Here is a 22,147-nt window from a genome sequence, read left to right as displayed (position 1 = left end):
CCGTTGTTCCGTGTCAGTGGAGGCGCATTATAGGGAGTAATTCTGAGGTGACAAGGGGAAATGCAAAAAAACTTTTCGTTCGCTCGCTTTTCCATCAAGACGCTGTTTAAACGCCCTGTTTGCGGATCATTTGCGCGATTTCTCGGGCAAATCGGGAGACCTGTTGCCAGTCGGTATAGACCACTTCTTTACGGGTATCCGTTTCGCCCCCGGTCATTTTCATAATCAGGCGGATCATAAACCGATCGTACCAGCGGTAACGCGGGTAACGTAGCGCCCCGGCAAACACCGCGCAGCTCTGCGGCTGCCACGGCGAGTTGAGCAGAAACTTGCGCGTATAGCTGTTGGTCTGCGGCGTGCGCTTCTCGGGTTTGCGCGCAACCAGGTTCACCGAAAAGAATGCCCCCGGCAGCGCCTGCAATGCTGCAAGGTGCTTTTTCACAAAGCGGTCCACCGCCGGATGAAAGTGTCCGTAGCGAATCGACGCGCCAATCACCACGCGATCATAATGATGCCATTCCACGTCATCGGTACGGTTCAGATTCAGGGTGTCCGCATCGATACCCAGCTCTTTAAGCTCAGAGGCGAGAAACGAAGCGATTTCACGTGTCTGCCCGTCGCGGGTGGAAAAGAGAATTAAAGTTTTCACGAGCACTCCTGTTATTCGCGCCAGAAAGTGGGAGTAAAGAGCACCAGTAAGGTGAACACTTCCAGACGACCAAACAGCATATTAGCAATCAGGATCCATTTCGCGACCGGGTTCATGGTAGCAAAGTTGTCCGCGACGACGCCGAGCCCAGGCCCGAGGTTGTTCAATGTCGCCACCACGGAGGCGAAAGCGGAGAAGTCATCCACCCCGGTGGCGATAATAGCCAGCATACTAATGATAAAGACCAGCGCATAGGCGGAGAAGAATCCCCATACCGCTTCCAGAATACGTTCCGGCAGCGCGCGGTTACCTAATTTAATGCTATACACCGCATTCGGGTGAACCAGACGCTTAAGCTCACGGTTGCCCTGCTTGAACAGCAACAGGATACGGATAACCTTTAAGCCACCGCCCGTGGAGCCTGCGCAGCCGCCGATAAATGCGGAGCACAGCAGAAGCACCGGCAGGAACAGCGGCCAGCGCGCAATGCTATCGGTGGTGAATCCCGCGGTGGTCGCCATCGACACCACCTGGAAAAACGCCTGATTCAGCGTCGTCAGCACCGAGCCGTACACGTTATGAAGCCATAGCACCAGCGTACAGACGATGACCAGCGTCAACTGGACGCCAATGAACATTCGAAACTCAGGGTCGCGCCAGTACACCTTCAGGCTGCGTCCGCTCAACAACGAAAAATGCAGACCGTAGTTACAGCCGGAGATCAGCAGGAAGATGGCAATGATGGAGTTGATCATCGGGCTGTTGAAATAGCCGACGCTGGCATCGTGAGTCGAGAAACCGCCGATGGCGATGGTGGCGAAGCTGTGCCCTATCGCATCGAAGGCCGGCATACCGGCAAACCAGAGCGCCAATGCGCAAGCGACCGTCAGTAACACATAGATGAGCCACAATGTTTTTGCCGTCTCGGCGATGCGCGGGCGCATCTTGTTATCTTTCAGCGGGCCGGGCATTTCCGCACGGTAGAGCTGCATCCCCCCGACGCCGAGGATAGGCAGAATCGCCACCGCCAGCACAATGATCCCCATACCGCCGAACCACTGCAGCATCTGCCGGTAAAAGAGGATAGCGTGCGGGAGCGAGTCCAGCCCCACCAGGGTGGTCGCCCCGGTCGTCGTCAGGCCGGAAAATGACTCGAAGAAGGCATCCGTCACCGTCAGGTTCGGCTGTTCGGCGAAAATAAAGGGCAAGGCCCCTACGCTACCCAGCACGGTCCAGAACAGCACCACGATCAGAAATCCTTCACGGGATTTCAGTTCACCCTTTTGCTTACGGTTCGGCCACCACAGCATGGAGCCGATCGCCAGAGCGACAAAAAAAGTTTGAGTGAAGGCCCGTCCCGCGCCATCGCGATATATCAGGGCCACTAATCCCGGGACGATCATCGTCCCCGAAAACAAGATGACCAGCAGTCCAACGATTCGGGTTATGGCGCGAAAATGCATCTCTGGCGCTTCCTTTGATAGGCAAAAAAACAGAGGGGATTATTCGTTAATCTTCAGCAATTGCAATGAACCGCGACTAAAATCAGCCAGTTTTGCTGAAAAAGCCGCCACTTCAGCCTGGGGAAGCGCCACGCGCAGCCGAACCGACGCCAGATATTCGCTTTCAACGACGTTGCCGGAAAATTGGGCGAGCAGCGCTTCGACGCCGGCCAGTTGCCCATATTCACATTGCAAAGTATATGCCGTTAACGGCGTCTTGCGCAGTGTCGTCAACTGCGCCAGCGCCTGATGAACACCGCCGCCATAGGCTTTCACCAGACCGCCGGTGCCCAGCAGGATACCACCGTAGTAACGCACGACGACAGCGGTTATCTCGCCGACGCCGCTTCCCATCAGCTGCGCCAGCATCGGTTTACCCGCCGTTCCCGCCGGTTCGCCATCATCAGAAAACCCAAGCTGTTGCGAATCATCAGGCGGTCCGGCGACCCACGCCACGCAGTGGTGACGGGCATCGGGGTGATCTGCTCTGACGGACTCGACAAAGGCTTTCGCCGCCGCCACGCCGTCGGTATGCGCCAACAGCGTGATAAAACGGCTCTTTTTGATCTCCTCAACGACGGAAACGGGCGCCGCCGGGATTAACCAGCTCTCCATTAGGCCAGCTTCAGATCGCGCGTCATATTTTCGATACTGTTTTCGTGAACCACCACGTTATCTTCGATACGGATCCCGCCGAATGGCTTCATGGCGTCAATTTTTTGCCAGTTGAAGTGTTTGCTGAACGGGCCTTCACGCCACGGCGCCAGTAACGACTCGATAAAGTAGATGCCGGGTTCAATGGTCAACACCATACGCGGCTCGATAATACGGGTGCAGCGCAGATACGGGTATTTCGCTGGCGCCGCCAGGTGCGTACCGGAGTCGTCTTGCATAAAGCCAGCGACATCATGCACCTGCAGACCCAGCGGATGACCAATCCCGTGCGGCATAAATGGCCCGGTCAGATCGTTTTCCACCATCGCCTCTTCGCTCATGTCAGTGACTAACTGGTGTTTACGCAGCAGCTTCGCAATACGCTGGTGGAACTGAATATGGTAATCGACGTAGCGAGTCCCGGCTTTCATGGTGCTAATCAGCGCCAGCTGCTCGTCGTTAACGTCTTTAATCAGATGGGCGAAATCGTTATCGCCGTGTGCCGCCCAGGTCCGCGTCAGATCCGCAGCATAGCCGTTATATTCCGCACCGGCGTCGAGCAGGAAGCTGCGCATTTCCGCCGGAGCGCGGTGGTCCAGTTTGGTGTAGTGCAGGACAGAAGCATGCTCGTTCAGCGCCACGATGTTGCTGTAAGGCACGTCGGTATCGCGGTGACCGGTTGCGGTAAGATAGGCCTGATTGATATCGAATTCGCTCATCCCGGACTGAAAAGCTTCATAGGCCGCACGATGACCATTCACCGCCGACTTCTGCGCTTCACGCATACAGGCCAGCTCGTAATCGGTTTTGTAAGCCCGGTAGTAATGCAGATAATCGATAACCCCTTTCGGGTTGATCTTATCCGCGGCGATTCCCAGACCCAGCGCGCGCTCCGGCACCGGCCCGATATAACCAATATTTCCGCGAGCGGCAGGCAGATGGCTGCCGATGCCATCTGCCTTCGGCAGCGCGACCACATCGACCTCTTCGGTCCAGAACGAGGTTGGCAGCGGCTCAACGTTATGCCAGTAATCAACCGGCAGATAGAACCACAGCTTCGGTTTATTCACACCGTCCACCAGCAACCAGCAGTTAGGCACCTGAGTCACCGGCACCCAGGCTTTGAACTGCGGATTGACCTTGAACGGGTACGGATGGTCATCAAGGAAGACGTTAACCAGCTCGCCGGAGTGAATCAGCAGAGCATCCATCTGAAAACGGGACAGGACGTCGCGGGTACGTTCTTGTAGGGTAACAATATGATTTTTATAGAGCGCGGCCAGGGATTCCATCTTTTGTCCTTTGCTTTTATGGGATCGTGATACTCCGCATCTTAGCACATCGACCTGCGTGCGGGTGATTTCCGCCGGATGTGATCCGACCAGCAATTATTTAAAGAGTAATTTGCAATTCTTTAACATAAATTCCACACTCCGTTTCATCTGGTATGACCAGATCATATTGCTGGATTCAGGAGACTGACATGCTCTACAAAGGCGACACCCTGTACCTCGACTGGCTGGAAGATGGCATCGCCGAACTGGTGTTCGATGCCCCAGGTTCGGTCAACAAGCTTGATACCGCAACCGTAGCCAGCCTCGGTCATGCGCTGGACGTACTGGAAAAACAAAACGATCTCAAAGGCCTGATGCTGCGCTCTGAAAAAGCGGCGTTTATCGTCGGCGCGGATATTACGGAATTCCTCTCACTGTTCCTGGTCCCTGAGGAGCAGTTAAGCCAATGGCTGCATTTTGCTAACAGCGTCTTCAACCGTCTGGAAGATCTTCCGGTCCCCACTGTCTCCGCCGTCAACGGTTACGCGCTGGGCGGCGGTTGTGAATGCGTCCTGGCGACCGATTATCGCCTGGCGACGCCGGATCTGCGCATTGGTCTGCCGGAAACCAAACTCGGCATTATGCCAGGCTTCGGCGGCTCAGTCCGTTTGCCGCGCCTGCTCGGCGCCGACAGCGCGCTGGAGATCATTGCTGCCGGGAAAGATGTCGGTGCCGATCAAGCGCTGAAAATCGGCCTGGTGGATGGCGTAGTTGCTGCCGACAAACTGCGCGACGGCGCGCTGGCGATCCTGCGCCAGGCGATTCAGGGCGACCTGGACTGGAAAGCGAAACGTCAACCGAAGCTGGAGCCGCTGAAGCTCAGCAAAATTGAAGCGACGATGAGTTTCACCATCGCCAAAGGCATGGTCGCGCAAACCGCCGGGAAGCATTATCCGGCGCCGATCACCGCGGTGAAAACCATTGAAGCCGCCGCGCGTCTTGGTCGTGAAGAGGCCCTGGTGCTGGAAAATAAAAGCTTTGTCCCGCTGGCTCATACCAATGAGGCCCGCGCGCTGGTCGGTATCTTCCTCAACGACCAGTACGTCAAAGCGAAAGCGAAAAAACTGACCAAAGATGTCGAAACGCCGAAGCAGGCCGCCGTCCTGGGCGCGGGCATTATGGGCGGCGGCATCGCTTATCAGTCGGCGTGGAAAGGCGTGCCGGTCATCATGAAGGACATCAACGATAAATCGCTGACGCTCGGCATGACCGAAGCGGCGAAGCTACTGAATAAACAGCTGGAACGCGGCAAAATCGACGGTCTGAAGCTGGCCGGAGTAATAAGCACCATTCAGCCGACGCTGGAGTATAGCGGTTTTGATCGCGTGGACGTGGTCGTTGAAGCGGTGGTGGAAAACCCGAAAGTGAAGAAAGCGGTGCTGGCGGAAACGGAAGATAAAATCCGCCCGGATACCGTGCTGGCGTCCAACACCTCAACGATCCCCATCAGCGAGCTGGCCAGCGTTCTGCAGCGCCCGGAAAATTTCTGCGGCATGCACTTCTTTAACCCGGTGCATCGCATGCCGCTGGTAGAAGTGATCCGCGGCGAAAAAACCTCGGATAATACCATTGCCAAAGTCGTCGCCTGGGCCAGCAAAATGGGCAAGACGCCAATCGTGGTCAATGATTGTCCCGGTTTCTTCGTCAACCGCGTGCTGTTCCCCTACTTCGCCGGCTTCAGCCAGCTGCTGCGCGACGGGGCGGATTTCCGCAAAGTCGACAAAGTGATGGAGAAACAGTTTGGTTGGCCGATGGGCCCGGCCTATCTGCTGGACGTGGTCGGCATCGACACCGCGCACCATGCTCAGGCGGTCATGGCGGCGGGCTTCCCGCAGCGGATGCAGAAAGATTATCGCGACGCTATAGACGCCCTGTTTGACGCCAACCGTTTCGGCCAGAAGAACGGCCTCGGCTTCTGGCGCTATAAAGACGACAGCAAAGGTAAGCCGAAGAAAGAAGAAGATGCCGCCGTCGACAGCCTGCTGGCCGACGTCAGCCAGCCGAAGCGCGATTTCAGCGATGAAGAGATTATCGCCCGCATGATGATCCCGATGGTTAACGAAGTCGTCCGCTGCCTGGAAGAAGGCATTATCGCCAGCCCGGCGGAAGCGGATATGGCGCTGGTATACGGCCTCGGCTTCCCTCCGTTCCACGGCGGCGCCTTCCGCTGGCTGGATACCATCGGCAGCGCGAAGTATCTCGATATGGCGCAGCAGTACCAGCACCTTGGGCCGCTGTATGAAGTCCCTGCCGGTCTGCGTGACAAAGCGCGCCATAACGAAGCGTATTATCCCCAGGTAGAGCCAGCCCGTCCGGTTGGCGCTCTGAAAACGGCTTAAGGAGTCACAATGGAACAGGTTGTCATTGTCGATGCTATTCGCACCCCGATGGGCCGTTCAAAGGGCGGCGCATTTCGCCACGTGCGCGCGGAAGACCTCTCCGCGCACCTGATGCGTAGCCTGCTGTCGCGCAACCCGTCGCTTGAGGCAAGCGCAATAGACGATATCTACTGGGGCTGCGTGCAGCAAACCCTCGAGCAGGGTTTTAACATCGCCCGTAACGCGGCGCTGCTGGCGGAGATCCCGCATTCGGTACCGGCAAACACGGTTAACCGTCTGTGCGGTTCTTCCATGCAGGCGCTGCACGATGCCGCACGCATGATCATGACCGGCGATGCCAGCGTTTGCCTGATTGGCGGCGTGGAGCACATGGGCCATGTGCCGATGAGCCACGGCGTCGATTTCCACCCGGGCCTGAGTCGCAACGTGGCGAAGGCGGCAGGGATGATGGGGCTGACCGCTGAAATGCTGGCGCGTCTGCACGGCATTAGCCGGGAAATGCAGGATCAGTTCGCCGCGCGCTCCCACGCCCGCGCCTGGGCTGCGACCCAGTCCGGCGCATTCAAAGCCGAGATTATCCCCACCGGCGGCCACGATGCCGATGGCGTACTGAAGTCCTTTAACTATGACGAAGTGATCCGCCCGGAAACCACCGTCGAGACGCTGTCTACCCTGAGGCCGGCGTTTGACCCGGTGACCGGTACGGTAACGGCGGGTACCTCTTCCGCCCTTTCCGATGGCGCGGCGGCGATGCTGCTGATGAGCGAAAGTCGCGCCCGCGAACTGGGGCTGAAGCCACGCGCCCGCGTCCGTTCGATGGCGGTGGTCGGCTGCGACCCGTCCATTATGGGCTATGGCCCGGTTCCCGCCTCGAAGCTGGCGCTGAAAAAAGCGGGCTTATCCACCAGCGATATCGACGTCTTTGAAATGAATGAGGCCTTTGCCGCGCAGATCCTGCCGTGCATTAAAGATCTGGGCCTGATGGAGCAGATCGATGAGAAGATCAACCTTAACGGCGGGGCGATCGCGCTCGGTCATCCGCTGGGTTGTTCCGGGGCGCGTATTAGCACCACGTTGATCAATCAGATGGAGCGTAAAGATGCCCAGTTCGGCCTCGCCACCATGTGCATTGGCCTGGGACAAGGGATCGCCACCGTGTTTGAGCGGGTGTAAATTTACAAAAGGGTATCTCACAGCCAATGGCGTCAGAACAAGGCGGCAAGCGAGCGAATCCCGATAAGCTTACTGAAGTAAGTGATTCGGGTGAGCGAGCGCAGCCGACGCTGTTATGACGTCATTGGCGAAGAGAGACAGTTTAGTTGCCGTTCTTCCCGCCTGTCAGGGGCGGGTTTTTTATTTGCAGATATCAGATAAAAGCAAACGCGTCGCCAAACAGGCGATCTTCGCGCGCGCCGCGTTCATTGCAGAACAGGTCGCGAGCAATCTTGGCCATCTCAAAACGCCCGGCAATATAGATATCGTGATCGGCCAGGGTACCGTAATCCTGCAGCACCGCGGTCAGCACGGTGCCGGAACGCCCACGCCAGCCCTCTTCCGGCTGCTCAACCACCGGCTCAATACGCAGATTCGGATGTTTGACGCTCAAGGCTTCCAGCTCAGCCAGATCGTACAGATGTTTGGTCTCGCGGCCGCCCCAGTAAATCGCGATATCGCGCTGAGGATTGCGTGACAGCGCGGTCAGCAGAATAGAACGCACATAAGAGAAGCCGGTGCCGCCGGCAATCAAAATCAGCGGGCGGTCTTCATCTTCACGCAGCCAGGCTTCGCCATGCGGGATATCAACCTCAATTTCGCGCTCTTTCAGGATGCGATCCATGACCGCCATCGCGTACAGATTGAGCTCCGAGGCGCCGATATGCAGTTCGATAAATTCCTGTTCCGCCGGCGTGGAGGCCATGGAGAATGGGCGTTTGTCGCGCTCATCCATTACCACCATCAGATACTGGCCAGCGCGGAAAGAGAATGCCGCTTCCGGTACTAATCGAACACGATACACGGTATCGGTAATCGCCTCCACCGAGGTCACTTTACAGCTTAAGGTTGTCATGCGTCCCCTCTGTCGGGTCTATAGAGCAAAACAGCGGCGTTAGCCCCGCTTACTGTTGTTTAAAGATGGCCAGATCATCCCAGATGGCGTCAATGCGCGCCGTGACGGCAGGATCTTTTTTGATTGGGCGACCCCATTCACGCTGGGTTTCGCCAGGCCATTTATTGGTGGCATCCAGCCCCATTTTTGAACCCAGGCCGGAAACCGGCGAGGCAAAATCCAGATAATCAATTGGCGTATTCTCTACCAGTACCGTATCACGAGCTGGGTCCATACGGGTAGTGATCGCCCAAATCACATCGTTCCAGTCGCGGGCGTTGACATCGTCATCGCAGACAATCACGAATTTGGTATACATAAACTGGCGCAGGAACGACCAGACGCCCATCATCACGCGCTTGGCATGGCCTGCATACTGTTTTTTCATCGTCACCACCGCCAGGCGGTAGGAGCACCCTTCCGGCGGCAGATAGAAATCGACGATTTCCGGAAACTGTTTTTGCAGGATCGGGACGAAGACTTCATTCAGCGCCACGCCCAGCACCGCAGGCTCATCCGGCGGACGGCCGGTATAGGTCGAATGATAAATCGCGTCTTCACGTTGGGTAATATGGGTGACCGTAAACACCGGGAACTGGTCTACTTCATTGTAGTAGCCGGTATGGTCGCCATACGGACCTTCCGGCGCCATCTCCCCGGCCTCGATATAACCTTCCAGCACAATCTCTGCGCTGGCTGGCACTTCAAGATCGTTCGAGACGCATTTCACCACTTCGGTTTTGGTGCCGCGCAGCAGCCCGGCAAAGGCATATTCCGACAACGTATCCGGCACCGGGGTCACCGCGCCAAGAATGGTCGCTGGGTCGGCGCCGAGCGCCACAGAAACCGGGAAGCGTTCGCCCGGACGCGCCGCGCTCCACTCCTGGAAATCCAGTGCGCCGCCGCGATGAGACAGCCAGCGCATAATCAGTTTGTTTTTGCCAATCAGCTGCTGGCGATAAATCCCCAGGTTCTGCCGCTCTTTGTGCGGCCCGCGGGTCACCGTCAGCCCCCAGGTGATCAGCGGCGCGGCATCGTCTGGCCAGCAGGTCATAATCGGGATTTTCCTCAGGTCGACGTCATCGCCCTGGATGATTTTTTGCTGGCATGGGGCGCCGCGCAGACGTTTGGTCGGCATATTCAGCACTTGTTTAAACTGCGGCAGCTTATCAAACAGATCGCGGAAACCTTTGGGCGGCTCAGGCTCTTTCAGAAAGGCTAACAGCTTACCCACCTCGCGTAGCGAACTGACGTCCTCCTGACCCATCCCCAGCGCCACGCGCCGCGGCGTGCCGAACAGGTTGCACAGCACCGGCATGCTATAGCCTTTCGGATTCTCAAACAGCAACGCCGGACCGCCAGCGCGCAGGGTGCGGTCGGCAATTTCGGTGATTTCCAGGTGGGGATCGACCGGCAGAGTGATACGTTTTAGTTCGCCCTGTTGTTCCAGGAGTGTCAGAAAGTCGCGAAGATCGTGATATTTCATGAAAGTGTTATTGACCTCTCTACAGGCGGCTAATTATACGGTGTTCAACGGCGAGATGCTGTAATTTTGTTAAATTAGCGTGAAAGAACGCTGAAATTTGGATTTCAATTATAATGGCTTTCGCGATTACACCAGCCATTTGTTATGCTTGCCGTTATTAGAAGTGGAATGAGTCATTATGCAAGCCTGGTACTTACTGTATTGCAAACGTGGGCAGCTACAACGAGCCCAGGAACATCTGGAACGTCAGTCAGTTAACTGCCTGATGCCGACGATTGCGCTGGAAAAAATCATTCGCGGTAAACGCACCATGGTCAGCGAACCGCTGTTTCCGAACTACCTGTTTATTGAGTTCGATCCAGAGGTGATTCATACCACCACCATCAGCGCCACCCGCGGGGTTAACAACTTCGTGCGCTTTGGCGCCCTACCCGCTATCGTCCCTTCGGCGGTCATCCATCAGCTCTCTATCTATAAACCGGAAGGCATCACCGACCCGGAAACGCCGCATGAGGGCGATAGCGTACTGATCACCGACGGCGCGTTCGAAGGCTTACAGGCTATCTTTACCGAGCCGGACGGTGAAGCACGCTCTATGTTGCTGTTAAACCTGCTGAATAAGCAAGTCCTGCAGAGCGTAAAAAACACCGATTTCCAGAAAATCTAAGCGCCGATAACGTCGACGCCAAACAGCGCTCTGACGTTTGCGTCCGTTTGCGCCTCAAGCCACTGCGCCTCCTCGCCGCGCCAGGCCGCGACGCTGGCCAGGATATGCGGCAAATACGCGGGCTCGTTACGACGCGAGGCGGGTTTCGGCTTGAGGTCGCGCGGCAGCAGATAGGGCGCATCGGTCTCCAGCAGCAGACGTTCCGCCGGGATCGCCGGCAGTAGCTCTCGCAGCTCGAGCCCGCGTCGCTCATCGCACACCCAACCGGTAATGCCGATATACAGCCCCAGATCCAGACATTCCTGCACCTCGCTGCGGCTGCCGGTAAAGCAGTGCAGCACCGCGCCCGGGATCTTCCCAAGCCAGGGTTTAAGTAGCGTCAGAAACCGGTCGTGGGCGTCGCGGCAGTGTAAAAACACCGGCATCGACAGCTCGGCGGCCAGCGCCAGTTGGGCGCTGAATGCCGCCTCCTGCTCCTGCGGCGTGGAGAAATTACGATTAAAATCCAGACCACATTCCCCTATCGCCACCACCTGCGGCTCGCGGGCAAGGACATAAATCGCCTCGGCGACCGCTGGCGTCCAGCTGCTGCCGTCATGGGGATGAACCCCCGCCGTGGACCAGCAGCCGGCGTAATGGCTCGCCATTCTCTGCGCCTGCTGGCTCTCCGGCAAATTTGTGCCGGTCAGCAGCATGCCGTGGACCCCCGCCGACCGGGCGCGCGCCACCACCTCATCATGGTCGCGGGCAAACTGCGAACTGGTCAGATTAACGCCGATATCAAACATGATCGCTCCATATGACAACCGCCCTGACGGGCGGTTGGCGGTATTACTCTTCTCTGTGCTCAGCGGCTTCAGCTTCGGCCGCGGCATCGTCATCGCGCGTCAGACGCTTCCCGGTGTAGAAGCGGGCGAAGAACACCCCGACTTCAAACAGACAGTACATCGGAATGGCCAGCAGCGTCTGCGAGAACACGTCCGGCGGCGTCAGCAGCATGCCCACCACGAAGGCGCCCACCAGCACATACGGCCGTTTTTTGCGCAGCTCTTCCGGCGTAGTGACGCCCATCCAGCAGAGCAGCACAATGGCGACCGGCACCTCAAAAGAGACCCCGAACGCCATAAACAGCGCCATCACGAAGTCGAGATAGCTGCGGATATCGGTCGAGACCAGCACCCCCTCCGGGGCAGCATGGGTCAGAAAGCCGAACGCCAGCGGAAACACGACAAAATACGCGAAAGCCATGCCGATATAGAACAGCAGCGTGCTGGAGACCAGCAAGGGCACCACCAGCCGGCGCTCGTGCTTATACAGCGCCGGCGCGACGAAGGCCCATACCTGATACAGAATAATCGGCACCGACAGGATCACCGACACCATAAAGGTCAGCTTTATCGGCGTAAAGAAAGGTGAAGCGACATCGGTGGCGATCATCGTCGCGCCTACCGGCATCTTGCTGATAAGCGGGGCCGAGACCAGCTGATAGATATCATTGGCGAAATAGACCAGCGCCAGGAAGATCACCAGGATAGCAATGATGCTGTTGAGCAGACGCTTGCGCAGCTCAATCAGATGCGAAATTAGCGGTTGTGTATCGTCTACGCCCATGTTTACGGTTTATCACTCGATGCGGGGGAAGAATGGGGGGCAGCCGCCGTAGCGGATGTTTTCTCTGCCGGTGAAGCGGGTTGCTCGTCGGCCACGGGCTCTGGCGCATGAGCCGGAGCGCTGGCCTGATGTTCGGCCGTCGCCGGCGTGACGTCCTGCCGCTGCGCTTCGCTGCCTTTCACCACCGGATTATGGATGGTATTCGCTTCGTCGCTGGCCTTTTCCGGATCGTGGGCGCTATAGGAGCGCTTCATCGACTCCGCGGCCTCGCGCAGCTCGTCCATAGAGGCTTTCAGCTCCGGCGTCAGGTTATTCAGGCTGGCCTTTTCCACCTTCTTGAGGCTCTCCTGGAACTCCTGCAGTTTTAGCTCCTGAGCCAGCTCATTCTGCACCGTGGTCGCCAGCGACCGTAGCGTACGGATCCAGCCAACCACCGTTTTAACCGCGACGGGAAGCCGCTGTGGCCCCAGAACAATGAGGCCAATTACAAACACCAGCAGTAGTTCACTAAAACCAATATCGAACACGAGTTACACCTGCTCTTTGTCGTGGCGTTTTGTCTCGTCTTTTTTTGCATCATCCTGTTTGTCGGCGATAGTTTTCGCCGTGAAATCTGCGTCTGGCGCCGACTTTTCGGGTTTATCATCATCACTCATGGCTTTTTTAAAGCCTTTGATGGATGCCCCTAAGTCTGACCCCAGTGAGCTCAGCTTCTTCGTCCCGAAAAGCAGAACTACGATGACGACAACAATTAATAACTGCCAAATACTGATACCACCCATACACGTTCCCCTATGACAGATGATGAATTATGTGGACGCATTATACACGCCATCCTGCCAGCCGCCTCGCCGTCAGGCCACCGGCATGATTTTGCGCAAATAAGCCTGCGTCATGAAGTGGCGAACCGATCAGCGGGTTTTTCGCCAGCCAATCAGCCAGGTCACGACACCGCCGGCCATCAGCCAGCCGGGCATCATTCCCCACTCAGGGCGATGGATAAAGAGCAGCGTACCACTGAGCAATAAAACCGCGCCTATACCAAACAGATAACGGGATTGGCCCTGGCGCACATGACGCACATGCATATCCCGCACGATAGTATCGACGCTGGTCTGCAGCTGTTTGCTCTGCTGCAGGCTCTGATACACCAGCTCAGGTATTTCAGGCATTCTTTCGATCCAGAACGGCGCTTTGTCTTTAAACGCGCGCACCAGCGCCGGAATACCGACCTGATCTTTGATCCACGACTCAAGGAAAGGCTTCGCCGTTTTCCACAAGTCTAACTGAGGATAGAGCTGCCGGCCTACCCCTTCTACGTAAAGTAATGTCTTCTGTAGCAAAACAAGCTGCGGCTGGACTTCCATATTGAAGCGCCGCGCGGTGTTGAACAGATTAAGCAGCACGTGGCCGAAGGAGATCTCCGCCAGCGGCTTCTCAAAGATGGGCTCGCAGACCGTGCGGATCGCGAACTCAAACTCTTCAACATTAGTGTCCGGCGGAACCCAACCGGAGTCGACGTGCAGCTCGGCAACCTTACGATAATCGCGGTTGAAAAAGGCGATAAAGTTTTCCGCCAGATAGCGCTTATCTTCTTTGTTCAGCGAGCCGACAATGCCGCAATCGATACCGATATACTGCGGATCTTCCGGGTGCTCGTAGCTGACGAATATGTTGCCAGGGTGCATATCAGCATGGAAAAAACTGTCGCGGAACACCTGGGTGAAGAAGACCTGCACGCCCCGCTCCGCCAGCAGCTGCAGGTTGGTTCCCTGAGCCTCCAGCGCCTCGACGTCGGACACCGGAATGCCGTAGATGCGCTCCATCACCATCATGCTTTCGCTGCAGTAGTCGGGGTACACTTCCGGCACATACAGCATCGGGCTGTCTTCGAAATTACGCCGCAGCTGAATGGCGTTAGCGGATTCCCGCAGCAGGTTCAGCTCGTCCAGCAGCGTTTTTTCATACTCACGAACCACCTCCTGCGGGCGCAGACGGCGGCCGTCAGGCAGCAGACGCGGCACCCAGCGCGCCAGGCGGTAGATGAGCTTCATGTCCGCTTTAATGATCGGCAAAATATCCGGACGGATAACCTTGATCACCACCTCTTTGCCGTTCTCTTTCAGACGCGCGGTATGCACCTGGGCGATAGACGCCGAGGCTAACGGCTCAACGGAGAAATCATCAAACCAGGCCTCCACCGGCAGGCCACCCATCGCTTTCTCTATCTGCTGCTGCGCGAGCTTCCCGTCAAAGGGCGCCACGCGGTCCTGCAACAGCGCCAGCTGATCGGCAATATGCGGCGGAAAGAGATCCCGCCGCGTGGAAAGCATCTGGCCGAATTTAATCCACACCGGCCCCAGCTCCTGAAGCGCCAGCCGCAGACGGGCGCCAAGGGGTTGATCCTGATGGCGGTTTGGCATCCAGAACAGCATCCGCCGCCAGATACGCAGCGGCAGCGTGATCCGCATTTTGGGGATGAGCTCATCGAGCCCGTAGCTCAAAAAGGTGTGGACGATGAAATACAGGCGCCGTAATTCTCCTGGCGTCATTTGCCCTCCAGCGTTTCCAGCCGTTTTTCCAGTGCGGCCAGCGCGCGTTCAATAGCCGTCGTCTCTTCAGCAAACCAGGCCAGCTCCAGCGGCCCCGGCGCCAGGCGCCACTCTTCAGTGATCGCTTCCGCGACATAGCGCTGCTGGCGCTGCGCCCCTTTCAGTAAAAACTGAGCGCCGCCGCGGAGAACTTTACCGACGCCTTCGGCCACGATGTCGCCGGTGTAAGGCGCCAGCAGTTCAGCGGGATCGAACTCCGCCAGATCGCACAGGGTGACCATGTTCTGCACCACCTGCAGATCGCCCTGCACTTCCAGCTCGCCGCTGCGGATAAGCGCCGTGAGCTGCTGACGGTTGCGCAGTTTTGGCAGTACGCTGAGCCGGGTAATCACGGTGCAGTCGGCCTCTCCCTCCCAGGCGCTCAGGACATCCACCTGGCGTTCGCTGAACACCAGCACCACGGGCGTGGAGAAGTCCTGCAGCTGTACCCGCAATACCTTGCCCAGCAGGCGCTGGCGGGCGGGTTTTAGCGCTTTGTCGCGCCAGAGGAAAGTATTCAGCGCCGTTTCAATGCCAGCGGTCACCAGGGGTGTGAAAGGCATAGCGTCCCTCCTGTCAGAACTTGTAACCGCGATGCAAAGCAACGATACCTGCCGTCAGGTTGTAGTAGTCCACGCTTTCGAAGCCTGCATCCTGCATCATCCCTTTCAGGGATTCCTGGTCCGGATGCATACGGATCGACTCCGCCAGGTAGCGATAGCTGTCGCCGTCTTTTGCCACCAGCTCGCCCACCTTCGGCAGGATATGGAAGGAGTAAGCGTCGTAGGCTTTGCTCAGCGGTTCAATAATGGGTTTAGAAAACTCCAGCACCAGCAGACGTCCGCCCGGCTTCAGCACGCGGTACATCGAACGCAGCGCTTTTTCTTTGTCGGTCACGTTACGCAGACCGAAAGAGATGGTGATGCAGTCAAAGGTATTATCAGCAAACGGCAGGGCTTCCGCGTTGGCCTGAACATACTCAACGTTACCCACGATGCCGATATTGCGCAGCTTTTCGCGGCCCATTTTGAGCATTGAATCATTGATATCAGCAAGCATAACGCGGCCGGTTTCCCCTACCAGACGGGAAAACTTAGCCGTCAAATCACCGGTACCCCCCGCCAGATCCAGCACGGTCTGCCCGCGACGTACACCGCTGCAGTCGATGGTGAAACGCTTCCACAAACGATGGATACCAAACGACATTAAGTCATTCATCACATCATACTTTGCGGCGACAGAATGGAATACATGCGCCACCATGTCCGCTTTCTGCTCTTTAGCGACCGTCTGAAAGCCAAAGTGCGTCGTTTCTTGTGAATCCTCAACCATCTTTATGCCTGCTTGCTTTTCAAGAAAATGTTCACTGAGTGTATCAGACTCAGCGCATTTCCCATACGTTTCAGCGTGGCGGAGCCGCCTCCCGGCTGCGCACCGCCTCGGCAGAGTCGGGCGAAAATGCGTCATTTTCCGGCAGGTTATCCTCCTCTTCGAGACGATATTGATCGTCCTGAGCAGTGGCTTGTTCGACTAAATCAGGATTAATCCCGCGCTTGACCTCCACGCCCAACCCGCGAAAAGCCTCCGCCTGAGCCAGCAGATTACCGCGCCCGGAAGCGAGCTTTTTCATCGCCTGGCGATAGTTCTCTTGCGCTTTATCCAGACTCTGGCCGATAGCGGACATATCGTCCACAAACAGGCGCATTTTGTCGTAAAGGCGCCCCGCCCGCTCGGCGATCTTCTGCGCGTTGCGGCTCTGGTGCTCATAACGCCACAGATTGGCGATGGTGCGCAGGGCCACCAGCAGCGTCGTCGGGCTGACCAGCATAATATTATTTTGCAGCGCCTCGCTGATGAGCTCGGGTTGACGATCAATGGCCAGCAGAAATGCCGGCTCGACGGGAATAAACATCAGCACATAGTCGAGGGAGCGCAGGCCCGGCAGTTGCTGATAATCCTTGCGTCCCAGCAGGCGAATATGATTACGCACCGAGGCAAGGTGCTCCTGCAGCGCGACTTCGCGGGTGTAGTCATCCTCGGCGTTGAAATAGCGCTCATAGGCGACAAGGGTCATTTTGGCGTCGATAACCACGTCTTTACCCTGCGGCAGGCGCACGATGACGTCCGGCTGCATCCGCGAGCGGTTGTCGGTCTCGATGCTGACCTGGGTCTGGTACTCATAGCCTTCCCGCAGGCCGGAGGCTTCCAGCACGCGGGTGAGAACCACTTCCCCCCAGTTGCCCTGAGTTTTGTTATCGCCCTTCAGCGCTTTGGTCAGGTTCAGCGCCTCCTGCGCCATCTGCGCGTTCAGCTGCTGCAGGTTGCGGATCTCATGCGCCAGGGTGTGCCTTTCCCGCGCCTCCTGGCCGAAGCTCTCCTGCACCTGGCGGCGGAACCCGTCCAGCTGTTCGCGCAGCGGGGTCAGCAGGCCATGCAGGCTCTGGCGATTTTGCTCATCGACGCGTCGGTTGCTGTGTTCGAAAATGCGGTTGGCGAGGTTTTCAAACTGCTCGCTCAGGCGCTGCTCGCTGTTCACCATCTGGCGGATCTTATCTTCCGCATGCAGCTGGGTGGATTCGAGCCGGGTGGTAACCTCCCGCAGATCGGCCTCCAGCGAGGTATTGATATCCCGCAGGCTGCGCAGCTCGTTGTTCAGCAGCTCGCACTCTTCACGCCAGTGGGCTTCCTGTACCAGCTGCTGACGGGCGGCGCTCAGCTCAATATCCAGCTCTCGCCGCTCCTCGATAAGATCGGCCCGAATTTGATCGGCGCGCGCTTTGGTCGCCAGCCAGCCGACGATTAATCCAGCAGCCAGTGCGATAACCGCGCTGATAATAATGGAGAGATCCACGACGCCCCCTGCGATAACCTGATGACACAAAATAGAATTGTGCTGTACAAACGTCCAGTTTAAAAGGAATTTCCTGCGAGAGGCGACGCAAAAAAAAGGCCGGAGGATCCGGCCTGACAGGGAAAGCGTTGAATTACAGCAGACGGCGCGCCGCTTCCACGACGATTTTCACCGCGTGGCTTTCGGTTTGCTTCATGGTTTCGGCGTTAGGGATCTCTTGCTGGGTACGGTTAACGATAACCCCGGCTACCATCCCGGCGCGCAGACCCTGGCTGGCGCACATGGTCAGCAGCGTAGCGGATTCCATTTCATAGTTCATCACGCCCATCGCCTGCCACTCTTCCATGGAGCCTTTGAAGCGGCTCACTACGCGGCCGGAGAAGGTGTCGTAACGCTCCTGTCCCGGGTAGAAGGTATCCGAGGAAGCAGTCACGCCGATATGGGTGGTGGCGCCAATGGATTTCGCTGCTTCCACCAGCGCGGTGGTGCAGGCGAAATCTGCGACGGCCGGGAATTCCATCGGCGCGAAGTGCAGGCTGGCGCCGTCCAGACGAACGGAAGCGGTAGTCACCAGCACATCGCCAACGTTGATGTGCGGCTGAATGGCGCCGGTGGTGCCAATGCGCAGGAAGGTACGCACGCCAAGCTGCGCCAGCTCTTCCACAGCGATAGACGTAGACGGGCCGCCGATGCCGGTGGAGCAGACGATCACCGGTTTGCCGTCCAGTTCCGCGCGCCAGGAGGTAAATTCGCGGTGAGATGCCAGCTTAACCGGCTTATCCATCAGCGCGGCGATCTTTTCCACACGCTCCGGATCGCCAGGGACGATAGCCAGCGTAGCCCCTTGTAAATCGTTCTTGGTGAGGCCGAGATGAAAAACATCAGACTTGGACATAAAAAACTCCTCTGTGGGTCGAATTATCAGCAGAAGCAAAACGGTACTGTACAGAAGCCCCTGGCAACATTTTGTGATGCTAGTCACCAAGAACAATAATGATTGCAGTTGTTTTTCAGTAAATAGTGATAAACATCACATTAACAAGTTATATTCATCGTCACTGAACAAAAGATAGCCGCTTTCAGGCACTGTGCTTTATTACCGCCCGAACTAAAGGTAAAGGGTCTATAGTTACTGATGCGCTAATAAATAAGGGTACGGAGAATACCATGACCACCACCAAGCAACCTGGATTCGCACCTGCAGCCTCGCCGCATGCCGCAACCGCCGTTCATACGCCGGAAGAGCATATTGTCGCCGGAGAGACCTCTATTCCCTCTCAGGGGGAAAACATGCCGGCTTACCATGCCCGCCCGAAAAACGCCGATGGCCCATTGCCGATCGTCATCGTGGTGCAGGAAATCTTCGGCGTGCATGAGCATATTCGCGATCTTTGTCGTCGCCTGGCGCAGGAAGGCTATCTGGCTATCGCGCCTGAATTGTACTTCCGTCAGGGCGATCCGAATGAGTATCACGATATCCCGACCCTGTTTAAAGAGCTGGTTACGAAGGTGCCGGACGCGCAGGTGCTGGCGGATCTCGACCACGTCGCCAGCTGGGCGGCGCGCCATGGCGGCGATGCCCATCGTCTGCTGATCACCGGCTTCTGCTGGGGCGGACGTATCACCTGGCTATATGCTGCCCATAACCCGCAGTTGAAGGCGGCGGTAGCCTGGTACGGCAAACTGGTAGGAGAAAAATCGCTGAATTCGCCAAAACACCCGGTGGATATCGCCGTCGATCTCAACGCCCCGGTACTCGGCCTGTACGGCGCCAAAGACGCCAGCATTCCACAGGACACCGTCGAAACCATGCGCCAGGCGCTGCGGGCGGCCAACGCCACGGCGGAAATCGTGGTCTATCCTGAAGCCGATCACGCCTTTAACGCCGACTATCGCGCCAGCTATCACGAAGAGTCAGCCAAAGACGGCTGGCAGCGGATGCTCGACTGGTTTGCTCAATATGGCGGTAAAAAAGGGTAATCGTCCAAAGCATGAAAAAAGGAGGCAAATGCCTCCTTTTTGATTTTTCGGGTGACGATCAGGCAGATTGACGCAGGTTACGCGCCGCTTGCACCATATTCGCCAGCGCGGCGCGAGTCTCCGGCCAGCCCCGGGTTTTCAGGCCGCAGTCCGGGTTAACCCACAGCCGCTCCGCCGGGATACGCTGCGCGGCTTTTTCCAGCAGCGCTTCGATCCACTCCACGCTCGGTACGTTTGGCGAGTGAATATCATATACCCCCGGCCCGATTTCATTGGGATACTCGAACACTTCGAACGACTCCAGCAGTTCCATGTCGGAACGCGAGGTTTCAATGGTGATCACGTCGGCGTCCAGCGCGGCGATGGAGTCCATGATGTCGTTGAACTCGCAATAGCACATGTGGGTATGGATCTGAGTGTCGTCTTTGGCCACCGCGGCGTTAAGGCGGAAGGCTTCCACACCCCACTGCAGATAGGCATCCCAGTCGCTGCGCTTCAGCGGTAACCCTTCGCGCAAAGCAGGCTCATCAATCTGGATGATGCCGATACCGGCCGCTTCCAGATCCGCCACTTCATCACGCAGGGCCAGCGCAATCTGTTTCGCGATGGTTTCACGGCTGACGTCTTCCCGCGGGAAGGACCAGCACAGAATCGTCACCGGTCCAGTGAGCATCCCTTTCACCGGCTTGTCGGTCAGCGACTGCGCGTACTTCGCCCATTCGACGGTGATCGCCTGTGGACGGCTGACGTCGCCGATCACCACCGGCGGCTTCACGCAGCGGGAGCCATAGCTCTGCACCCAGCCGTTTTGCGTGAAGATGAAACCGTCCAGATGCTCACCGAAGTATTCCACCATATCGTTCCGCTCGGCTTCCCCGTGCACCAGTACGTCTAATCCTAACCGCTCCTGCTCGACGATCGCCTGCTTAATATGTTCCGCAATGCCGGTACGATAATGACTGGCGTCCAGATTGCCCTTTTTGAAGTCCAGGCGCAGGCCGCGGATCTCGGTCGTCTGCGGGAATGACCCGATAGTGGTGGTCGGCCACGCCGGCAGGTTAAAGCGTTGACGCTGCGCCTGAGCGCGAACCTCATAGGGGCTGGCGCGCTGGCTGTCCTGAGCGGTGATCGCCGCCAGCCGTTTTTCCACCGCCGGGTTGTGTACGCGCGTCGAATGGCGACGGGCATGGACTGGCGCGCTCCACTCGGTAATCGCCGCGGTATCGCCGCTGTTCAGCGCATCGCGCAGCAGCGCCAGCTCACCGCATTTTTGCAGCGCGAAGGCAAACCAGCTCTTCACTTCCGCATCAAGGCGCGTCTCCACGCTCAGGTCGATCGGGCTGTGCAACAGAGAGCAGGATGTCGCGACCCACAGCTCGCGCTTACCGACGAGGTTTTTAATTTGCGCATATTTTTCGGCGAGATCGGCGCGCCAGACGTTACGCCCGTTGATCAGGCCGGCGGACAGCAGCCAGTCGGCAGGCAGACATTTATGCAGTTCGGCGACATCATCTTTACCGTGGACCAGATCGACGTGCAGCCCCTGGACCGGCAGCGCAGCAATGGTCTCGAGATTGTCGCTAACGCCTTCAAAATAGGTGGTCAGCAGCAGTTTGACCTGGCCCTCCAGGGCGTCATAAGCCGGTTTAAAGGCCGCCAGCCACGCTGGCGGCAGCTCCAGCACCAGCGCCGATTCATCAATCTGCACCCACTCAATGCCGCGCTTCGCCAGTTCGGCCAGCACCTGCTGATAAACCGGCAAGATGTCATTCAGCAGGCTCAGACGGTCAAACGGTTCGCCTTTCACTTTGCCCAGCCACAGATAGGTCACCGGCCCCAGCAGCACGGGCTTGATCTTGTGGCCCAGCGCCAGCGCTTCGTCCACTTCATCCAGCAGTTGGGTCCAGGTCAGTTTGAACTGCTGGCCCTTCACGAACTCTGGCACCATGTAGTGATAGTTGGTGTTGAACCACTTGGTCATTTCCGCAGCGGCCGCTGGCTCGCCGGTGGGAGCGCGGCCGCGGCCAATGCGGAACAGGGTATCGATATCGACAGAGCCGTCTTTGTTCTGATGACGAGCCGGCACGTTGCCAAGCAGCAGGCTGGTGGTCAGAACATGGTCGTACCAGGCGAAATCGCCCACCGGCAGCAGGTCAATACCGGCCTGCTTCTGCTGCTCCCAGTGACGGGCGCGCAGTTCCCGGCCTACCGCCAGCAGCTCCTCGCGAGTGGCATTGCCCGCCCAGTAGCTCTCTTGCGCTTTTTTCAGCTCGCGGCGCAGGCCAACGCGAGGGAAACCGAGGGTGTGGTTAATAATTGTCATTTTTTGAGCCTCATAATTGCAATCCGAAAGATTTCGGATTTAGGGAAGGCGGC

20 protein-coding genes are annotated in these 22,147 nt (G+C 57.5%); 4 read left to right on the top strand and 16 right to left on the bottom strand.

Going from position 1 to position 22,147, the window contains the following annotated elements; translation table 11 throughout:
• Positions 1–106: 106 nt before the first annotated feature.
• The 4 genes from hemG to pepQ are packed head-to-tail and all read right to left on the bottom strand — an operon-like array spanning position 107 to position 4,097.
• The gene (hemG, locus tag K5R89_RS20875) at positions 107–649 is read right to left on the bottom strand and encodes a menaquinone-dependent protoporphyrinogen IX dehydrogenase (protein ID WP_023291587.1); all 543 of its coding nucleotides are present in this window, start codon (positions 647–649) and stop codon (positions 107–109) included.
• Between the two features lie 11 nt (positions 650–660).
• Entirely contained in the window at positions 661–2,112 is a 1,452-nt protein-coding gene (trkH, locus tag K5R89_RS20870) for a Trk system potassium transporter TrkH (protein ID WP_004886724.1), read from the bottom strand.
• A gap of 39 nt (positions 2,113–2,151) precedes the next feature.
• Complete coding sequence (locus K5R89_RS20865; RefSeq protein WP_004886726.1) at positions 2,152–2,766, bottom strand: IMPACT family protein; 615 nt, start codon at positions 2,764–2,766, stop codon at positions 2,152–2,154.
• Entirely contained in the window at positions 2,766–4,097 is a 1,332-nt protein-coding gene (gene pepQ / locus K5R89_RS20860; RefSeq protein ID WP_064158490.1) for a Xaa-Pro dipeptidase, read from the bottom strand. Before pepQ ends, K5R89_RS20865 begins: the two co-directional genes overlap by 1 nt.
• A 191-nt stretch (positions 4,098–4,288) precedes the next feature.
• Between pepQ and fadB the strand changes: the two genes are divergently transcribed.
• On the top strand, positions 4,289–6,478 hold the full coding sequence (fadB, locus tag K5R89_RS20855) for a fatty acid oxidation complex subunit alpha FadB (protein ID WP_023291585.1): 2,190 nt from the start codon (positions 4,289–4,291) through the stop codon (positions 6,476–6,478).
• Positions 6,479–6,487: 9 nt separating this feature from the next.
• A complete protein-coding gene (gene fadA, locus K5R89_RS20850) occupies positions 6,488–7,651 on the top strand; it encodes an acetyl-CoA C-acyltransferase FadA (protein WP_004886733.1) in 1,164 nt (387 codons plus the stop codon).
• Positions 7,652–7,844: 193 nt separating this feature from the next.
• Here fadA and fre read toward each other — a convergent pair whose 3' ends face one another.
• Positions 7,845–8,546, bottom strand: coding sequence for an NAD(P)H-flavin reductase (gene fre / locus K5R89_RS20845; protein WP_004886735.1), 702 nt, complete (start codon positions 8,544–8,546; stop codon positions 7,845–7,847).
• Positions 8,547–8,595: 49 nt separating this feature from the next.
• Complete coding sequence (ubiD, locus tag K5R89_RS20840; protein ID WP_064155687.1) at positions 8,596–10,071, bottom strand: 4-hydroxy-3-polyprenylbenzoate decarboxylase; 1,476 nt, start codon at positions 10,069–10,071, stop codon at positions 8,596–8,598.
• Between the two features lie 178 nt (positions 10,072–10,249).
• On the opposite strand from ubiD, the gene rfaH reads away from it, so the two are divergent.
• On the top strand, positions 10,250–10,738 hold the full coding sequence (rfaH, locus tag K5R89_RS20835; RefSeq protein WP_004886742.1) for a transcription/translation regulatory transformer protein RfaH: 489 nt from the start codon (positions 10,250–10,252) through the stop codon (positions 10,736–10,738).
• Here the strand turns inward: rfaH and tatD are convergent.
• The 9 genes from tatD to udp all read right to left on the bottom strand — a co-directional run bounded on the left by tatD (position 10,735) and on the right by udp (position 18,686).
• A complete protein-coding gene (gene tatD, locus K5R89_RS20830; protein WP_064155688.1) occupies positions 10,735–11,526 on the bottom strand; it encodes a 3'-5' ssDNA/RNA exonuclease TatD in 792 nt (263 codons plus the stop codon). The genes rfaH and tatD overlap by 4 nt on opposite strands.
• Positions 11,527–11,569: 43 nt before the next feature.
• Positions 11,570–12,349, bottom strand: a complete 780-nt coding sequence (tatC, locus tag K5R89_RS20825; protein ID WP_004886745.1) for a Sec-independent protein translocase subunit TatC — start codon at positions 12,347–12,349, stop codon at positions 11,570–11,572.
• A gap of 2 nt (positions 12,350–12,351) precedes the next feature.
• Complete coding sequence (gene tatB, locus K5R89_RS20820; protein ID WP_048296407.1) at positions 12,352–12,876, bottom strand: Sec-independent protein translocase protein TatB; 525 nt, start codon at positions 12,874–12,876, stop codon at positions 12,352–12,354.
• Positions 12,877–12,879: 3 nt separating this feature from the next.
• The gene (gene tatA / locus K5R89_RS20815; protein ID WP_002883425.1) at positions 12,880–13,131 is read right to left on the bottom strand and encodes a Sec-independent protein translocase subunit TatA; all 252 of its coding nucleotides are present in this window, start codon (positions 13,129–13,131) and stop codon (positions 12,880–12,882) included.
• A gap of 129 nt (positions 13,132–13,260) precedes the next feature.
• Positions 13,261–14,901 (bottom strand): ubiquinone biosynthesis regulatory protein kinase UbiB, encoded by a 1,641-nt coding sequence (gene ubiB / locus K5R89_RS20810; RefSeq protein WP_032454523.1) that lies wholly within the window; start codon positions 14,899–14,901, stop codon positions 13,261–13,263.
• On the bottom strand, positions 14,898–15,503 hold the full coding sequence (locus K5R89_RS20805; protein ID WP_032454522.1) for an SCP2 domain-containing protein: 606 nt from the start codon (positions 15,501–15,503) through the stop codon (positions 14,898–14,900). Before K5R89_RS20805 ends, ubiB begins: the two co-directional genes overlap by 4 nt.
• Before the next feature lie 13 nt (positions 15,504–15,516).
• Positions 15,517–16,272 (bottom strand): bifunctional demethylmenaquinone methyltransferase/2-methoxy-6-polyprenyl-1,4-benzoquinol methylase UbiE, encoded by a 756-nt coding sequence (gene ubiE / locus K5R89_RS20800; RefSeq protein ID WP_023291579.1) that lies wholly within the window; start codon positions 16,270–16,272, stop codon positions 15,517–15,519.
• A gap of 70 nt (positions 16,273–16,342) precedes the next feature.
• A complete protein-coding gene (gene rmuC / locus K5R89_RS20795) occupies positions 16,343–17,791 on the bottom strand; it encodes a DNA recombination protein RmuC (protein WP_023291578.1) in 1,449 nt (482 codons plus the stop codon).
• A gap of 133 nt (positions 17,792–17,924) precedes the next feature.
• Positions 17,925–18,686 (bottom strand): uridine phosphorylase, encoded by a 762-nt coding sequence (gene udp / locus K5R89_RS20790; protein ID WP_002883419.1) that lies wholly within the window; start codon positions 18,684–18,686, stop codon positions 17,925–17,927.
• A gap of 272 nt (positions 18,687–18,958) precedes the next feature.
• Between udp and K5R89_RS20785 the strand changes: the two genes are divergently transcribed.
• A complete protein-coding gene (locus K5R89_RS20785; protein WP_023291577.1) occupies positions 18,959–19,771 on the top strand; it encodes a dienelactone hydrolase family protein in 813 nt (270 codons plus the stop codon).
• Positions 19,772–19,829: 58 nt separating this feature from the next.
• Here K5R89_RS20785 and metE read toward each other — a convergent pair whose 3' ends face one another.
• Positions 19,830–22,094: a 5-methyltetrahydropteroyltriglutamate--homocysteine S-methyltransferase gene (gene metE / locus K5R89_RS20780; RefSeq protein ID WP_217259557.1), complete on the bottom strand. Its 2,265-nt coding sequence runs from the start codon at positions 22,092–22,094 to the stop codon at positions 19,830–19,832.
• Positions 22,095–22,147: the final 53 nt, after the last annotated feature.

The sequence above is a fragment of the Klebsiella sp. TF21-TM genome (assembly GCF_019753495.1).
Taxonomy (GTDB): domain Bacteria; phylum Pseudomonadota; class Gammaproteobacteria; order Enterobacterales; family Enterobacteriaceae; genus Klebsiella; species Klebsiella quasipneumoniae.
Note: the sequence above shows the minus strand (reverse complement) of the source record. Positions and strands in the feature narration are given on the sequence as shown.

Bases quoted from the DNA above. Each gene is read 5' to 3' on its own strand.
- udp (WP_002883419.1), bottom strand. From the start codon at position 18,686: ATGTCCAAGTCTGATGTTTTTCATCTCGGCCTCACCAAGAACGATTTA.
- trkH (WP_004886724.1), bottom strand. From the start codon at position 2,112: ATGCATTTTCGCGCCATAACCCGAATCGTTGGACTGCTGGTCATCTTG.
- K5R89_RS20805 (WP_032454522.1), bottom strand. From the start codon at position 15,503: ATGCCTTTCACACCCCTGGTGACCGCTGGCATTGAAACGGCGCTGAAT.
- ubiB (WP_032454523.1), bottom strand. From the start codon at position 14,901: ATGACGCCAGGAGAATTACGGCGCCTGTATTTCATCGTCCACACCTTT.
- fre (WP_004886735.1), bottom strand. From the start codon at position 8,546: ATGACAACCTTAAGCTGTAAAGTGACCTCGGTGGAGGCGATTACCGAT.
- pepQ (WP_064158490.1), bottom strand. From the start codon at position 4,097: ATGGAATCCCTGGCCGCGCTCTATAAAAATCATATTGTTACCCTACAA.
- tatC (WP_004886745.1), bottom strand. From the start codon at position 12,349: ATGGGCGTAGACGATACACAACCGCTAATTTCGCATCTGATTGAGCTG.
- ubiD (WP_064155687.1), bottom strand. From the start codon at position 10,071: ATGAAATATCACGATCTTCGCGACTTTCTGACACTCCTGGAACAACAG.
- K5R89_RS20785 (WP_023291577.1), top strand. From the start codon at position 18,959: ATGACCACCACCAAGCAACCTGGATTCGCACCTGCAGCCTCGCCGCAT.
- rfaH (WP_004886742.1), top strand. From the start codon at position 10,250: ATGCAAGCCTGGTACTTACTGTATTGCAAACGTGGGCAGCTACAACGA.
- tatD (WP_064155688.1), bottom strand. From the start codon at position 11,526: ATGTTTGATATCGGCGTTAATCTGACCAGTTCGCAGTTTGCCCGCGAC.
- K5R89_RS20865 (WP_004886726.1), bottom strand. From the start codon at position 2,766: ATGGAGAGCTGGTTAATCCCGGCGGCGCCCGTTTCCGTCGTTGAGGAG.
- fadA (WP_004886733.1), top strand. From the start codon at position 6,488: ATGGAACAGGTTGTCATTGTCGATGCTATTCGCACCCCGATGGGCCGT.
- tatA (WP_002883425.1), bottom strand. From the start codon at position 13,131: ATGGGTGGTATCAGTATTTGGCAGTTATTAATTGTTGTCGTCATCGTA.
- fadB (WP_023291585.1), top strand. From the start codon at position 4,289: ATGCTCTACAAAGGCGACACCCTGTACCTCGACTGGCTGGAAGATGGC.
- ubiE (WP_023291579.1), bottom strand. From the start codon at position 16,272: ATGGTTGAGGATTCACAAGAAACGACGCACTTTGGCTTTCAGACGGTC.
- metE (WP_217259557.1), bottom strand. From the start codon at position 22,094: ATGACAATTATTAACCACACCCTCGGTTTCCCTCGCGTTGGCCTGCGC.